This window comes from Carnobacterium sp. (genome assembly GCF_032094055.1).
GTDB lineage: Bacteria > Bacillota > Bacilli > Lactobacillales > Carnobacteriaceae > Carnobacterium_A.
Genome location: NZ_DAMDAK010000018.1, coordinates 1 through 15,240, shown reverse-complemented (window position 1 = coordinate 15,240; position 15,240 = coordinate 1). Strand labels below are relative to the sequence as shown.

14 protein-coding genes are annotated in these 15,240 nt (G+C 35.9%); 11 read left to right on the top strand and 3 right to left on the bottom strand.

Annotated features, from left to right (window positions below; translation table 11 throughout):
- The coding region (locus tag RT405_RS04460) for a glycosyltransferase family 8 protein (protein WP_313467917.1) at positions 1-805 on the bottom strand (805 nt) is incomplete at its 3' end.
- Positions 806-908: 103 nt separating this feature from the next.
- On the bottom strand, positions 909-1,625 hold the full coding sequence (locus tag RT405_RS04455) for a GntR family transcriptional regulator (protein ID WP_313467915.1): 717 nt from the start codon (positions 1,623-1,625) through the stop codon (positions 909-911).
- 179 nt (positions 1,626-1,804) lie between these two features.
- Here RT405_RS04455 and RT405_RS04450 point away from each other — a divergent pair, with 179 nt between their 5' ends.
- Positions 1,805-3,217 carry a glycoside hydrolase family 1 protein gene (locus RT405_RS04450; protein WP_313467913.1) on the top strand — a complete coding sequence of 471 codons (1,413 nt, stop codon included), beginning with the start codon at positions 1,805-1,807 and terminating at the stop codon, positions 3,215-3,217.
- 11 nt (positions 3,218-3,228) lie between these two features.
- Complete coding sequence (locus RT405_RS04445; protein WP_313467911.1) at positions 3,229-4,563, top strand: PTS sugar transporter subunit IIC; 1,335 nt, start codon at positions 3,229-3,231, stop codon at positions 4,561-4,563.
- 85 nt (positions 4,564-4,648) lie between these two features.
- Here RT405_RS04445 and RT405_RS04440 read toward each other — a convergent pair whose 3' ends face one another.
- Positions 4,649-5,386, bottom strand: coding sequence for a MurR/RpiR family transcriptional regulator (locus RT405_RS04440; RefSeq protein WP_313467909.1), 738 nt, complete (start codon positions 5,384-5,386; stop codon positions 4,649-4,651).
- Between the two features lie 257 nt (positions 5,387-5,643).
- Here RT405_RS04440 and RT405_RS04435 point away from each other — a divergent pair, with 257 nt between their 5' ends.
- From RT405_RS04435 to RT405_RS04395, 9 genes are all read left to right on the top strand, one after another.
- Positions 5,644-7,002, top strand: coding sequence for a 6-phospho-beta-glucosidase (locus RT405_RS04435; RefSeq protein WP_313467907.1), 1,359 nt, complete (start codon positions 5,644-5,646; stop codon positions 7,000-7,002).
- A gap of 251 nt (positions 7,003-7,253) precedes the next feature.
- Positions 7,254-7,958: a GntR family transcriptional regulator gene (locus RT405_RS04430; protein ID WP_313467905.1), complete on the top strand. Its 705-nt coding sequence runs from the start codon at positions 7,254-7,256 to the stop codon at positions 7,956-7,958.
- Between the two features lie 190 nt (positions 7,959-8,148).
- Positions 8,149-9,489 (top strand): PTS sugar transporter subunit IIC, encoded by a 1,341-nt coding sequence (locus RT405_RS04425; protein ID WP_313467903.1) that lies wholly within the window; start codon positions 8,149-8,151, stop codon positions 9,487-9,489.
- 59 nt (positions 9,490-9,548) lie between these two features.
- Positions 9,549-9,821, top strand: coding sequence for a hypothetical protein (locus RT405_RS04420; protein ID WP_313467901.1), 273 nt, complete (start codon positions 9,549-9,551; stop codon positions 9,819-9,821).
- A complete protein-coding gene (locus tag RT405_RS04415; protein ID WP_313467899.1) occupies positions 9,818-10,903 on the top strand; it encodes a MupG family TIM beta-alpha barrel fold protein in 1,086 nt (361 codons plus the stop codon). Before RT405_RS04420 ends, RT405_RS04415 begins: the two co-directional genes overlap by 4 nt.
- Positions 10,904-10,919: 16 nt before the next feature.
- The gene (locus RT405_RS04410) at positions 10,920-12,056 is read left to right on the top strand and encodes an amidohydrolase/deacetylase family metallohydrolase (RefSeq protein WP_313467962.1); all 1,137 of its coding nucleotides are present in this window, start codon (positions 10,920-10,922) and stop codon (positions 12,054-12,056) included.
- A complete protein-coding gene (locus RT405_RS04405) occupies positions 12,034-13,140 on the top strand; it encodes a DgaE family pyridoxal phosphate-dependent ammonia lyase (protein WP_313467897.1) in 1,107 nt (368 codons plus the stop codon). The genes RT405_RS04410 and RT405_RS04405 overlap by 23 nt, the downstream gene beginning before the upstream one ends.
- Before the next feature lie 27 nt (positions 13,141-13,167).
- Positions 13,168-13,911 carry a 2-dehydro-3-deoxy-phosphogluconate aldolase gene (locus RT405_RS04400; RefSeq protein ID WP_313467895.1) on the top strand — a complete coding sequence of 248 codons (744 nt, stop codon included), beginning with the start codon at positions 13,168-13,170 and terminating at the stop codon, positions 13,909-13,911.
- A 25-nt stretch (positions 13,912-13,936) separates the two neighbouring features.
- Positions 13,937-14,950 carry a sugar kinase gene (locus RT405_RS04395; protein ID WP_313467893.1) on the top strand — a complete coding sequence of 338 codons (1,014 nt, stop codon included), beginning with the start codon at positions 13,937-13,939 and terminating at the stop codon, positions 14,948-14,950.
- The last annotated feature ends 290 nt before the right edge of the window (positions 14,951-15,240 follow it).

Here is a 15,240-nt window from a genome sequence, read left to right as displayed (position 1 = left end):
TTTTAAATTTATGATAATAGAAACCTAAATCATAGCGATATTTTTCATTTTCCAACCAAGGCTTGTGTTTGCCGCAGTAATGGATGAAGACAACGTTTGTTTCTACCCATTCCTGGTTATAAACAGCAGGGAAAAATACTTTTAATTTTGAATAAAAACGCGGGTCTAAATTATAAATCCGCCAATCTGCTTCGCCAATGTGGTCCCAATACAAATGATTGAAGATATCTTGGTCTGGCAAAACTAAACGGTTTTTGTTTAACTCTATAGCCTTAAAAATATCCTCTGAAGTTACCTGTTTGCGGATTTTCGGCAGGTTCATCAGTAAGATCCCAGTGTTGAAATAATCTTCTGATTTCAGAGTCCCTAAGCGAAGGTTATTAAGTGGCTGAATCCACTTTGTCGCATATTCATGAGTCGTTGCAATAAATAGTTTATCTTTGAATTTCTGGTTATAAAATTTAGCGAATGAGTTTAAATTGATGATATCAGGATCTAGGTAAAGAATTCGTTCTAGCTTGTCCGGCAAGACAAAAGGAGCCAATAAACGATAATACATTTCAATGGAATAGTACCGGTTGACTACCGTATCTTCTTCAAACAGATTCGTACAATCAATAATATGCAGAGAATGGCCTTCTCTATTGATAAATGCTTCTAATTGAAGAAGTTGAAAGTCCGATATATCTTTATGCATTAAATAAATCTCGAAGGATTCCTCGTGACTATTTGAGTGAAAAATCGAATGAAGCAAGGTGTAAAATGGTGGCAGATAATTTTCATTTAAAGTAAATAATAAGTTCATGTGATAAGCTCCTATATCATTTAACGTTCTGTTATTAGTAAGTATGTCTTAAATTGACAAAAAAGCATATGACTTAAGCTGTATTTTTTGCTAGCCTACAAAATCAATTTTGAACAAATACTGTTTCAAATACAAAATTTTGATAATCATGTCTGGTCAAAGAATATTCAAAAATACGGCCATCTTCCAGATGAGCGATTTTTTCGACTTCCATAATAAAAGTGTCTTTGTCGACATCTAATAGTTTGCAATCCTCAACTGTAACCTTATCCCCACGTACCCAAACATGAGCACGTTGCATTTTAAAACCTAGTTCCTCACGAATATAATTGTAAATTGAGTTTTCTAAATGTTTTGGTTCTAAACCTATGATGACTGAAAGCGGCATATAGGTATGTTCAACTGAATAAGGAGCGTGGTTCACGTATCTTACGCGAATAATTTTATAGACATATCCATTATCTCTTATTTCAAGTTTTTCAGCAATTTCATCTGACGGTTTTTCGATCGAAAATTGATAAGTTTTAGAGGTAATGTGTTCTTTTCCAACGGTACTAATCAAGCCTGATGTTGGACCGAGCGCAATAGCTCCTCCATTAGTAGATTTTCCTTTGATAAATGTACCAGAACCGCGTCTGCGAATAACCATGCCTTCCTTTACAAGTAGATCGATGGCTTTTTTGACAGTCAATTTACTACAGTCGTACTCAATAGCCAGATCATCGCCAGTAGGAATTTTTTCATTGATTTTATAAAAGTCCGTGTTTATTTTTTGTTTAAGATCTGTATAGATCGTCATATATTTAGGAAGGGTGCTCATTAATTTCTCTCCTCATATTATAAAATGGATTAAAGAAGCCAGTAAAAGTATAACATAAACTTTACCTTTATTCTATAAGTAATACAACAAAAATAAAAAGTGTATATCTTTTAATAAAAGTATTTACTTTTTGATGAATGTGGATTATTATACTATTATAAAGAAAGGAGAATCATGCAATGAAAGAGATGATATCGTTCCCAAAAGATTTTTGGTGGGGTTCAGCTTGGTCGGCAGAACAAGCTGAAGGTCGAGGAACTACAGGGAAAGCAGAAACGGTTTGGGAACACTGGTTTAAGGAAGAACCCAATCGTTTTTATAACAGAATAGATTCAAGCGTTACGACAAATCATATAAATCACTACAAAGAAGATATTCAGTTGATGAAAGAAACTGGTCACAATTCATTTAGATTATCTATTTCTTGGGCGAGGATGTTTCCTGAAGGGGGTACCGGAAAAGTTAACCCTAAAGCTATTGAGTTCTATCGTAATTTATTAACAGAAATGAATGAAAACGGAATCAGACCGTTTGTTAATTTGTATCATTTTGATATGCCATTTGCGTTGCAGGAAAGAGGCGGCTGGGAATCTAGAGAGGTGGTTGATGCTTATGTAAATTACGCAACAACTTGTTTTAAAGAACTTGGGGATTTAGTTTATCATTGGTTTACATTTAATGAACCGCTTGGTCCAATTTTAGGCAGTTATTTAGAAGGCTTCCATTATCCAGCATTAGTAGATTTTAAACGTGGTGCACAAGCTGCTTTTTATACGATTTTAGCCCATGCATTAGCGATTCAATCCTTTAAAAAACTACAATTGAACTCAAAAATAGGCGTTATTCTAAATCTAAGTCCTACTTATCCAAGAAGCCAACAGCCTGCAGATATAAAGGCGGCAGAAATTGTAGACGCTTTATATACACGTAGCTTCTTAGATCCAATGGTTAAGGGGACTTTCCCAGAAAAATTAGTGGAGTTGTTGAAAGAATACGATCAAATGCCTGTTTATGAAGCTGCTGATCTAACAGTGATTCAACAAAATACTGCTCAAATTTTAGGACTAAATTATTATGAACCTCGTCGAGTAAAAGCAAGACTAACTGCAATCAATCCTGAAGGGCCCTTCTTACCGGAATGGTTTTATGAAAGTTATGATATGCCGGGCAAACGAATGAATATTTATCGAGGCTGGGAAATTTACGAAAAAGGAATTTATGATTTATGTGTCGATATCCGCGATAATTATGACAACATTGAAGCTTTTATTTCAGAAAACGGAATGGGAGTAGCCGATGAAGAAAGATTTATGGATGAGAAAGGTCAAGTCATTGACGATTACCGGATCAATTACATTAAAGATCATTTAGCTTATGTGCATAAAGCTATTTCTGAGGGCTGTAATATTAAAGGCTATCATTTATGGACCTTTATAGATTGCTGGTCATGGATCAATGCGTATAAAAATAGATACGGTTTGGTTTCATTAAATCTAGAAAACCAAAAGCGCACAATTAAAAAAAGCGGAGAGTTTTATAAAGAAATGAGTCACAACAATGGTTTTGAATATGATACACATAGACTAGTTTAGGAGGAAATAATATGTCAGATTCATCAGAAAAAATGACCATTGCTGATCGTTTTTCTTATGTAGCACAAAAAATGGGAAATCAAATCCATTTGCGCACGTTAAGAGATGCTTTTGCATCTATCATGCCGTTCATTATTTTAGCAGGCTTTATGACATTAATTAATTATGTTATTTTAGAACCAACTGGATTTATGGGTAAAATCATTGCTCCCGAGACCCTTACAACTTGGCAGTCAATCGGAACATCTATATCAAATGGCACACTAAATGTAATGGCCTTATTGATTGCTGTTGCCATTGCTTACCACCTTTCTGTAAACCGCGGGTACAATAACGTTATAGCCCCAATTTTAGTGTCATTATCTACCATGATCGTGGTAACACCTTTAAGCACTACATTTGTACCAGAAGGGTTTAAAGAAGAAGTATTGGTGCCAGGAGTTATTCCTGTCAATTATACTAGTGCCTCTGGTATGTTTGTCGGAATAATAGTTGGTTTGCTGGCAACTGATTTATTTATCAAGTTGTCATCAAATGAAAAATTGAAAATAAATATTAGCGGAAATATTCCTCCAGCTGTTATTAAATCATTCAATGTACTGATTCCCATTATGATCAATGTATTGATCTTTGCTGTTGCTTCTTTTGCACTAAATCAATTGTTTGATATGGATTTTAATACACTGATCACAACTATTATCACTAAACCTTTAAGTTATGTTACAACCAGTCTTCCCGGTTTTCTATTATTGACAAGTGTAGCTAATTTGTTCTTTGGTTTTGGTATTCACCAAGCGGTCATTTCGGGAGCTTTGCTGGATCCCTTCTTATTGCAAAATATGCAAGACAACATGCTAGCCTATGCCAATCACGAAGAAATCCCTCATATCATCAATATGGCTTTCAAAGATACCTTTGCCGTTATGGGTGGATCAGGAAATACAGTAGCCTTATTGATTGCCATTTTTGTATTCAGTAAACGTAAAGATTATAAAGATGTATCTAAATTGTCTTTGGCACCGGCATTATTTAATATTAGTGAACCCATTATTTTTGGATTACCGATTTGTTTTAATCCAATGTTGATTATTCCATTTGTCCTGGCACCTATATTTTCATTAACTGTTGCTTATTTTGCGACATCCATTGGAATGATCAATCACGTTGTGGTTCAGATACCCTGGACAACGCCACCTATTATTTCAGGATTCTTAGCTACAGGGGGCGACTGGCGGGCAGCCGCGCTTCAAATAGTCATTATTGTGGTTTCCGTATTTATCTACTTACCGTTCTTAAAAATTGATGAACGTGTGAATAAGATGCAATTAGCAGAACAAAATAATTAAAATTAAAAATAAATTTAGAGCTGATTTAGAAGGTAATAATCCTTTTTCTAAATCAGCTCTAGTTTTTTTATGAATAATGAAAAAGTTAATTAGTAGCTCTTACTTCTTTTGCAAGTGTTTCGATTGTGTAAAGAGCTGGAAGTTGTGATGTAATATCTGCATCTTTAATAGACTCTGGAGTAATATAATAAGGAATATTGACATCGGAAAGCCGAGCAATGGTTGATTTCGAACTGTTAGTGATTGAAATAATGGTACTACTGCTGAAGCTTAAGTGATTCAAATAATTAACGATATTTTTTGTTTCTCCTGAAACAGACAATGCAATGATACAGACTTGATCAGATAGTTTTTTTGATAAATAGTCAATTGGGTGGTTAGAAGGGTCTTCAATTCTTAATGCCATATTGAAAATAGACGAAAAATATAAAGCCCCATATTCAGCAATGATATTAGACGAACCTTCGCCAAGGAATAAAATCAACTCTTTATCTTGCAACAAAGAAACAGCTTCTCGAATTTTTTCTTTATAAAAAGGTTGTGTAGTCCGATTTAAGAAATCGATATAAGCAGTTTCATCAATAGACTGTATTTTTTGCTGTTTTTGTTCCTTTGAATACATTTGCAGTTTGATTCTAAATTCAGAAAAACCAGAACAACCAAATTTTTTACAGAAACGTAAAATACTGGTGGTACTCGTATGTGTTTCAGCAGCTAAATCACGGATTCGCATATAAGCTACTTGGTCTAAATGATTGGAGATGTATTTGTAAATAGCCATATCAAAATCAGTTAAATCAGGGGTTGTATCAAGAAACAACATTTTTCTTTTTCGCCTCCTTAGCAATAACCATATAGTAGCACATTCAGTATAACGAAACAATCTACGCGGCGCTGTTTAGAGAGCTTGTAAGAGTTGCGGCAACGGAACACTGCTTGTGACAAAACGTTTCTCTGTTGTGACAATTTTCTATTTGAATAACAGTTGCCCATATTCTCATGAAAAGCACAAACATTCATAAAAAAGACTATACTGGTGGTATAAAGAAAAGATAACGATTACATCAGGAGGCAACGTTTATGAAAAAAGGATTGAAAATTGTAACGATCGGCGGAGGTTCAAGTTATACGCCGGAATTAGTGGAAGGTTTTATTAACCGTTATGCTGAATTGCCATTAAAAGAATTATGGTTGGTCGACGTGGAGCTTGGAAAAGAAAAACAATCGATTGTTGGAGAAATGGCTAAGAGAATGATTAAAGCGGCAAATATCGATTGTGAAGTTTATCTGACATTAGACCGCAGAGAAGCCTTGAAAGACGCGGACTTCGTGACGACACAATTAAGAGTAGGCCAATTAGATGCTAGAATTTTAGATGAACGTATTCCATTAAGTCATGGTATGATCGGTCAAGAAACAAATGGAGCTGGCGGGATCTTCAAAGCATTAAGAACTGTTCCAGTGATTTTAGATATCGTAGAGGATATGAAAGAACTTTGTCCGGATGCTTGGCTGATTGATTTTACAAATCCGGCTGGTATGGTAACAGAAGCGGTTATGCGGTACGGAAACTGGGATAAAGTAGTCGGATTATGCAATATTCCAGTGAATGCGATCGTTGAAGAAGCTGCTTTATTAGAACGGGATCCTGAAGACTTGTTCTTCCAGTTTGCTGGCATTAATCATTTACATTGGCATACAGTTGTAGACAATAAAGGCAATTCCTTAACAGATGAATTGTTGGAAATCATGTATGGCGATGCTTCAGATTCTAAAAGTATTGTAGCTAATATTCAAGAAAATGATTTGATTTTTGAACAAGTGCAAAACTTGCATATGGTCCCTTGTCCTTATCACAGATACTATTACTTAACAGATGAAGCGCTGAAAGAAGAACTAGAAGACTTCAAAAATTCAGGTACACGTGCCGAAAAAGTTAAAGGAATCGAAAAAGAATTGTTCGAATTGTACAAAGACGAAAATCTGGATCACAAACCGCAGCAATTAGCAGAACGAGGCGGCGCAAGATATAGTGATGCAGCGTGCAATATCATCAATTCCATTTACAATGACAAACGTATGATCATGACAGTCAGCACGAAAAACAATGGAACAGTCACAGATTTGCCCGTCGACTGTGTGGTTGAGGTGACCAGTATGATCACTGGTAAAGGACCAGTACCTTTCCAATTCGGTAGCTTTGCGCCTGCTGAAAGAGGATTATTGCAATTAATGAAATCAATGGAACTATTAACAGTTGAAGCTGCAGTTACTGGAGACTATGGTACATTGCTTCAAGCATTTACGATGAATCCTTTGATTACCAGCGGATTTGTTGCTAAACAAGTGATGAATGAATTACTTGTGGCTCATAAAACGTATTTACCGCAATTTGCTGAAAAAATCAAAGAAATTGAAAAAGCAACTACAGCAAGCTAATTTATTGTTTTAGTAAAAATTGAAGTACTCTTAAGATCCTAGCCGATCTTAAGAGTATTTTTAATAAAAGCAATAATTTTTAGACAAATAAACTATTCTATTAGAAAAATTAACACTACTCCATTGGCCAGTAAGGAAGAAAAAAGGTATAATCTGTTAAAGAGAATATGTTTAATGCCTTCTTGATACAAACAATCAGTGAGAGGCATTGAGCTGCGAATTTGAATTTACTTTTGCAGAATGGAGATAGTATGAAAGCTAAAAACTTATTATATATTGAAGTCGCCAATAGTATAAAAAATGATATACTGGATGAAACCTATCCAATCGGAACACAGATTCCGACTGAAATTGAATTGGAAGAAAAATTTAAAGTGAGTAAGATCACAGTCCGAAAAGCCATTGAGATTTTAGCAAATGAAGGTTACTTAGAGAAAAAAAGCGGCAAAGGGACCACTGTTTTGAGTAATCGTTTATTTAATAAATTGTCAAAGGCGGAATCTTTTTCGCGTATGGTTGAAAAAGATGGATACCAATTGACTAAAGAAATTTTAGCCATTGAAAAAGTAAGCTTTACTAATGATGAAAAAGAACTTAAGCGTTTATTTGGAAAGCAAGCCTTTAAGTTGATCCGACTGTATCGGTTAAATGGAGCACCCTATATTTATTTTGAACATTATTTGCCTGTATTGGGAGATAAACAAGTATTGACACAAATGGAAAAAGTATCGCTCTATAAGTGGTTAGCTGGGTATGGAAAAACGGTTGACCGGTTTAAAGATAGTTTTGAAGTAACAGAAGTTGAAGAACCAATAAAAAAATTACTGGAAACTGAGCATAACCATTTATTAAAACGGATCAGAAGGTCTTACAGTCAAATGAATGAAATTATTGAAATTTCTTATGCAATTTATGATACTTCGAAGTATCCTTACATGATTGAATATGAAGTATGATCTCAGCAAGTAAAGAGAAAACAGCAAAAGAACTTATGACAAACCAATTCCTGTTTTCTCTTTATTGATCTATTGTTAAAAATAAGAAAAAAATACTATTTATAAAAATATTCCGAAACCGTTTACTTCTAAACATTATAATGTTATATTGAAATAGAAAGAAGATGAAGCATAAAACAGGAGGAAAAAGATGGATAATTTTGTTAGTTTTCTAGAAGAAAAAGTAACACCAGTTGCAGGTAAAATTAGTTCTCAACGGCATATGACAGCTATTAGAAAAGGGATTATTGCTACATTGCCGTTAACTATTGTAGGTTCGTTTTTTACGATTTTATTAAATATTCCCATCGAATCTATTGCCGCTATTATTGAACCTTATAAAGCTATTTTAGATGTACCATTTCGTTTCACAGTGGGTATTCTGTCATTATATGCCACTTTTGGGATAGCTTCCTCTTTAGCGAAAAGTTATGACCTTGATACATTATCTAGTGGTTTATTAGCTGTACTTGGATTTTTGATTTCGACTGTAGTGCCGACTCAAATAATAGAACCTATCGAAGGAGTAGTCGATGCAGGCCGCTTTGTTAATATTGCTGCTTTAAGTTCATCTTCATTATTTGGAGCAATTGTAACATCTATTATTTCTGTCGAGATTTACCGATTTATGAAAGAAAAAAATATTACAATAAAAATGCCTGAAGGGGTACCGCCTGAAGTATCAAATTCGTTTATTGCGTTGCTTCCAACAGCCGTTATCATCCTGTTCTTTTGGGTAGTAAGGTACTTACTTAATTTTGATATCAGTAGTTTTTTAAGTACACTTTTACTCCCATTTAAAGATATTTTAGCAGGCAATAGTTTATTTGGTGGTCTCTTAACAGTATTTTTGATTACATTCTTTTGGGTATTAGGTATTCACGGTCCTGCAATTATGGGTCCAGTTATTCGTCCATTCTGGGATATGTCAATTGCTGAAAATATGGATGCTTTTACAGCTGGAACAGGGGCACATGATTTGCCCAATATTTTTACAGAACAATTTTTGCAATGGTTTGTTTGGATTGGCGGAGCCGGAACAACTTTAGCGTTAGTGACACTTTTCTTGTTTTCAAAGTCTGAGTATATAAAGAGTTTAGGAAGATTATCATTCTTACCAGGCTTATTTAACATCAATGAACCGATTATTTTTGGAGCACCAATCGTAATGAATCCAATTTTAGGCATCCCGTTTATCGTAGCGCCATTAATAACAACAACTTTATCCTATATCCTTACAGTAACTAATGTCGTACCCATGATGATGGCCCGCTTACCGTTTACTGTAATATCTCCTATTGCTGCTTGGATAAGCACAGATTGGAGCATCATGGCAGGCGTCCTAGTTGTAATCAACTTTGGTATTAGTTTGGCTATTTATTATCCTTTCTTTAAAGTTTTTGAGAAACAACAATTGGAGCGTGAAGAGGCAGCAAAAATAAATGATGCAGAGACTGTTATGGATGGACAAGTAGTTGTAGAAGAAAATTAATCTAAATTGAAAGGAATAAGAGACAGGAACTGATTCTTGTCTCTTTGGTGCAATATAAAATGGAATTATCTTATTTTATTGGGTTTGTTCTTTACTTCTGTATTTGTCAGTATGTGATTGAAAAAGAAAAATTACCTAAAAAGTTATTTGAGGTGTCAACAATAAAGCTGTTATTGATGGGAATGGGATTAATTATTGCTAGCGTTGTCATAGCGGCAATTACACATATGGGTTCCATTCTGGTAATTGCTGTGACACTATTCGTTGCCAGTATGATCGCAGGCAAATATAGAAAAGTATTTAATAAAATGGAAGAGGGGCAAAAAGTATGAAAAGAAGATTAGGAATTTCCGTTTATCCGGACCATAGCATTCTTAAAGAAGATGAAACGTATATAAAAAAAGCTGCTGAATATGGATTTTCGCGTATTTTTATGAGTATGTTAGAGGTAACAGAAGGCAAAGAAGCAGTAGCTGAAAAATTCAGCCATATTATTCACTTTGCAAAAGAATTAGGTTTTGAAGTTATTTTAGATATTGCTCCAAATATCTTTGATGAATTAGGCATTTCTTACGATGATTTAGCCTTTTTCCATCAATTAGGCGCAGACGGAATCCGTTTAGATGTAGGATTTGATGGAAACAAAGAAGCAATGATTTCGTTTAATCCATATAATATGATCATTGAATTAAATATGAGTAATGATGTTGCTTATTTAGATAATATTTTGACCTATCAAGCGAATCGGCCATTTTTATATGGCTGCCATAATTTTTATCCACAAAGAGGGACAGCATTACCGTTTGATTTCTTTATGAAATGCAATCAACGATTTAAACAGCAAGGAATGAGAACAGCTGCATTTGTAAACTCACAAGCAGGAAAAATAGGCCCTTGGAATATTAACGATGGCTTGCCTACTTTAGAAATGCATCGAGACCTGCCGATTGAAGTCCAAGCAAAACATTTATTTGCTACTAACATGATCGATGATGTGATTATCGGAAATGCTTATGCTTCGGACGAGGAGTTACTGGCTTTATCTAAAATAAACCCTTACCAAATTACATTAGCTGTTGATTTTCTGGAAGCTGTGAATCCTATTGAAAAAGAAATTGTCACAACAGCTCAACATTATCGGAGAGGGGATATTACTGAACAAATGATTCGGTCAACTGAAGTTCGCAAAAAATTTAGCGAATACGCTAATCCTGCGCATGATCATACAGAACCATTTGAACGAGGCGATGTTGTCATCGGAAATGATCAATTTGGAAAATACAAAAATGAATTACAAGTAGTGCTGGAGCCTCATCAAGATAATCGAAAAAATTTAGTTGGAAAAATCAAAGAAGATGAAAAAGTATTGTTAGATTTTATTTACCCATGGAGCAAATTTAAATTTGAAGAATAGTGAAGGACTTGGTGGAATGGTTGACTTATATATAAAAAACGGAAAATCCGTCACAGGAGAACCTCTTGAAGTCGCAATTGAAGAAGGTAAAATTACGGCAGTTGGAGAAAGATTAGCAGTAGAGGCAAAAGAAATAATTGACCTCGAACACAAATCATTTATCACTGCCGGCTGGATCGATGATCATGTTCATTGTTATGAAAAAATGAATCTCTATTACGATTACCCTGATGAAATTGGCGTACCAAAAGGAGTCACGACAGTTATTGATGCGGGAACAACCGGTGCAGAAAACATTGCAGATTTTTATCAAATTGCTAAAAATACTAAAACCAATGTCTATGCGTTAGTCAATATTTCCAAATGGGGAATCGTTGAACAAGATGAATTGGCAGACTTAAAAAAAATCAAAGAAGAATTGATTCACCAAGTTTTAAAAAAATACCCTGATTTTATTGTTGGCATCAAAGCCAGAATGAGCAAAACGGTTGTAGGAGAAAATGATATTGTCCCTTTAGAACTGGCTAAAAAAATACAAGCTAAGAATGAGCATTTACCTTTGATGGTCCATATTGGTTCAGCTCCGCCTAACTTAAAAGACACATTAAATTTAATGGAACAAGGCGATGTGCTGACGCATTGTTACAATGGAAAAGAAAATGGCATTCTGGATGAAGAAAAAAACATAAAAGATGTTGTCTGGGATGCTTATCGCCGCGGCGTTTTATTTGATATCGGACATGGGACAGACAGCTTTAATTTTGAAGTAGCAGAAATCGCTAAAAAAGCTGGTCTTGTTTGCGAAACAATCAGTACTGATATTTACCATCGAAACCGTGAAACTGGTCCGGTCTATGATTTAGCAACCACAATGGAAAAAATGCTGGTGATTGGGTATTCCTTACAAGAAATCATCCCAATGGTAACCAGTCATCCGGCGAAAGCATTCCATTTAAAAGGAAAAGGCCATTTGGCTGTGGGAATGGATGGAGACGTAACCATTTTTAATCTGGAAAACAAAGAAAAACTAGTAACTGATTCTAATGGATTTACAAGAACCGCAACAGAGTGCATTAAGCCTATATATGCTATTGTTGGCGGTAAGAAATACAGAGCAGGAGGAGAGCAAGATGGATCTTTACGAAAAGTATAAGCTAAAAGAAGTCATCAATGCCAGTGGGAAAATGACCATTTTGGGCGTTTCAAAAATTTCTGAAACGGTATTGGCTGCTCAAAAATTCGGCGGGGAACATTTTTTTGAAATGTCAGAATTGCTGGTACGAACAGGACGGCATATTGCTGAACTGATTGGTACTGAAGATGCGGTTATCGTATCCTCAGCTTCAGCTGGCATTGCACAATCTGTAGCAGCAGTTATTGGTAAAGGAAATGAACATCACGCTTATCATCCCTTCACTCCGCGAATCAAACAGCGGGAGATCATCTTGCCGAAAGGGCATAATGTTGATTATGGAACGTCGGTTGAAGTGATGGTCGAACTGGGCGGAGGAAAAGTAGTTGAGGCTGGCTATGCCAATATGTGTTCGCCTGAACACATTGAAATGATGATAACGGAAGAAACAGCTGCGATTCTTTACATTAAGAGTCACCATACTGTTCAAAAGAGTATGCTGACGGTCAATGATGCAGTTGAAGTGGCACACCGCCATCAGTTGCCATTGATTGTTGACGCAGCAGCTGAAGAAGATTTAGAGAAATATGTCGCTGCAGGCGCTGATTTAGTAATCTACAGCGGGGCGAAAGCTTTGGAAGGCCCAAGTTCAGGCTTAGTGATTGGAAAAACTCAATTTATTGAATGGGTCCGTCTACAAGGCAAAGGCATTGGCCGCGCAATGAAGATAGGAAAAGAAAATATTTTAGGTTTGACTGCTGCAGTTGAACAGTATGTTGAAAGTGGTAGTGAAACAGGAGAAGCAATGCAAGCAAGACTGGTTCCATTTATCGCAGCTCTCAATACAATTGATCATTTGTCTGCTAGCATGGAGCAAGATGCAGCTGGCAGAGAGATATACCGAGCCAAAGTAGAAATTGAACCAACAGCTTCATTATCGGCAAAAGAGGTAATCGCAGAATTGAAGACAGGCAATTTGGCTATCTATACACGAGAGTATCGTGCTAATAATGGCATTATTGAATTCGATATCCGAGCTGTGAATCAAACTGAAATGGATCAAATCGTTCAACGGTTAAAAGAAATCTTAATTCAAGAAAAATAAATTAATAAAGAAAAAGAGGAGTACCTAATGAAAAAAACACCCAATTTTTTAGCAGACCGTATTTGTTTGAATGTATTAGCACATTCAGTTGAAAATGCAAAAGACTGTTATGAAGCCGCAGAAGGACATGTTGTTTTAGGCGTATTGTCTAAAAATTACGATACAGATGAAGCAGCGATTGCAGATATGAAACTTTACCAAGCAGCGACAGAAAATGCCTTATCTGTCGGATTAGGCGCAGGTGACCCTAATCAAAGTCAGATGGTCAGTCGTATCTCTGGAGAATTACAGCCTCAACATGTCAATCAAGTGTTTACCGGTGTAGGAACAAGTCGGGCAACATTAAAGCAAGAAGAAACGGTTATCAATGGCTTGATCTCTCCTACTGGAAAAGTTGGAATGGTCAATATTGCGACTGGACCGTTAAGCAGTCAAGTGCCGGCAGGAGAAGTTCCAATCGAAACAGCTATCGCATTATTAAAAGATATGGGTGGCAGTTCCGTTAAATACTTTCCAATGAAAGGCTTGGCATATAAAGATGAATATGAAGCAGTTGCGAAAGCATGTGCTGAAAATGACTTCATGCTGGAACCAACTGGTGGAATTGATTTGGAAAACTTTGAAGAAATCATTCAAATTGCTGTAGATGCAGGAGTCAAAAAAATTATTCCTCATGTGTATAGTTCAATCATTGATAAAGAAACAGGCAATACAAAACCAAAAGATGTAAAAGTTCTTTACGAGATGATGAAACGTGTACTGAATCAATAACAGAAGGAAAATGAAGGAGCGTCTTATGAAAATAGCAGCTTTCGGAGAAGTGATGATGCGTTTGACACCACCTCACTTCAAATTAATTGAGCAAACCGATACCGTAGATTTATCTTTTACTGGAACCGGAGTAAATATTTTAAGCAGCTTAGCACACTTTGAATATGAAACAGCGCTAATTACTTGTTTGCCAGATAATCAACTTGGCAGAGCTGCTGCAGGGTCTCTTCGGAAGTTAGGAATTAAAGATGAATGGATCGTGTATCAAGGCAATCATATGGGGCTTTATTTTTTAGAAATGGGCTACGGCAGCCGTCCTGCTGAAGTAACGTATTTAAACCGTTTAGCGAGTTCTTTCGGCGAAAGCACCCTTAGTGATTATGCTTTGGAAGAAGCGGTATCATCAGCAGATCTCATCCATATTTGTGGAATTGCTTTAATGTTGTCTGAAGGAACAAGAGAAGCAGCTTTTCAACTGGCTGACACAGCTCATCGCTTAGGGAAAAAGGTTTGTTTTGATTTTAATTATCGCCCAAGTCTAAATGAGAAAAACGAACCGGAATGGGTAAAAGCTCAATTTGAACGCATTTTACCAAATTGTGATATCGTGATTGGCGGAATCCGTGATTTAGTTGAATTAATGGATATGCCTTTGCCAACAGATTTGGAAGAGCCGGCAGAAATCCTCGAAGCTGTGAGTCGACAATTTGTAGAAAAGTATCAAATTAGCTTATTTGCTGGAACGCTGCGTGAAAAAGAGGGGAAAAACCGAAGAATAAAAGGTTTTTTGCGTCATGAAAATCAGTTTGTTCTCAGTTCTGTGTATGATTTAGACATTTATGACCGAATCGGGACAGGAGATGCTTATGCGGCAGGCATCATAACCGGATTTATTGAAAAATGGTCTGATCAACGAATTGTCGATTTTGCAACAGGAAATGCTGTTTTAGCACATACTACTTTTGGCGATAGCCCAATTATCAGAAAAGATAGGGTGGAAGCTTTTATTGCAGGTCAAACAAATGACGTCATCCGTTAGTGAAAAATATTAAAAAAGTTGCTGTATTCCAAAGTTCATACGTGGAATACGGCAACTTTTTTGATGGTGTAAGATAGTATAAAAAAAGGTTAAGCTTTTTGTAGAATTTCATGCTGTTCCGCAATTAGTGAAGGATGAAGTGTAAGGTAGAGGCGTTCTAGCAGACAAAAGCATCCGAAAACAGACTAGAAGTGTAAGGTAGAAGCGTTCTAACAGACAAAAGCATCCGAAAACAGACTGGAAGTGTAAGGTAGAGGCGTTCTAGCAGACAAAAGCATCCGAAAACAGAC

Bases quoted from the DNA above. Each gene is read 5' to 3' on its own strand.
- RT405_RS04455 (WP_313467915.1), bottom strand. From the start codon at position 1,625: ATGAGCACCCTTCCTAAATATATGACGATCTATACAGATCTTAAACAA.
- RT405_RS04450 (WP_313467913.1), top strand. From the start codon at position 1,805: ATGAAAGAGATGATATCGTTCCCAAAAGATTTTTGGTGGGGTTCAGCT.
- RT405_RS04445 (WP_313467911.1), top strand. From the start codon at position 3,229: ATGTCAGATTCATCAGAAAAAATGACCATTGCTGATCGTTTTTCTTAT.
- RT405_RS04440 (WP_313467909.1), bottom strand. From the start codon at position 5,386: ATGTTGTTTCTTGATACAACCCCTGATTTAACTGATTTTGATATGGCT.
- RT405_RS04435 (WP_313467907.1), top strand. From the start codon at position 5,644: ATGAAAAAAGGATTGAAAATTGTAACGATCGGCGGAGGTTCAAGTTAT.
- RT405_RS04430 (WP_313467905.1), top strand. From the start codon at position 7,254: ATGAAAGCTAAAAACTTATTATATATTGAAGTCGCCAATAGTATAAAA.
- RT405_RS04425 (WP_313467903.1), top strand. From the start codon at position 8,149: ATGGATAATTTTGTTAGTTTTCTAGAAGAAAAAGTAACACCAGTTGCA.
- RT405_RS04420 (WP_313467901.1), top strand. From the start codon at position 9,549: ATGGAATTATCTTATTTTATTGGGTTTGTTCTTTACTTCTGTATTTGT.
- RT405_RS04415 (WP_313467899.1), top strand. From the start codon at position 9,818: ATGAAAAGAAGATTAGGAATTTCCGTTTATCCGGACCATAGCATTCTT.
- RT405_RS04410 (WP_313467962.1), top strand. From the start codon at position 10,920: ATGGTTGACTTATATATAAAAAACGGAAAATCCGTCACAGGAGAACCT.
- RT405_RS04405 (WP_313467897.1), top strand. From the start codon at position 12,034: ATGGATCTTTACGAAAAGTATAAGCTAAAAGAAGTCATCAATGCCAGT.
- RT405_RS04400 (WP_313467895.1), top strand. From the start codon at position 13,168: ATGAAAAAAACACCCAATTTTTTAGCAGACCGTATTTGTTTGAATGTA.
- RT405_RS04395 (WP_313467893.1), top strand. From the start codon at position 13,937: ATGAAAATAGCAGCTTTCGGAGAAGTGATGATGCGTTTGACACCACCT.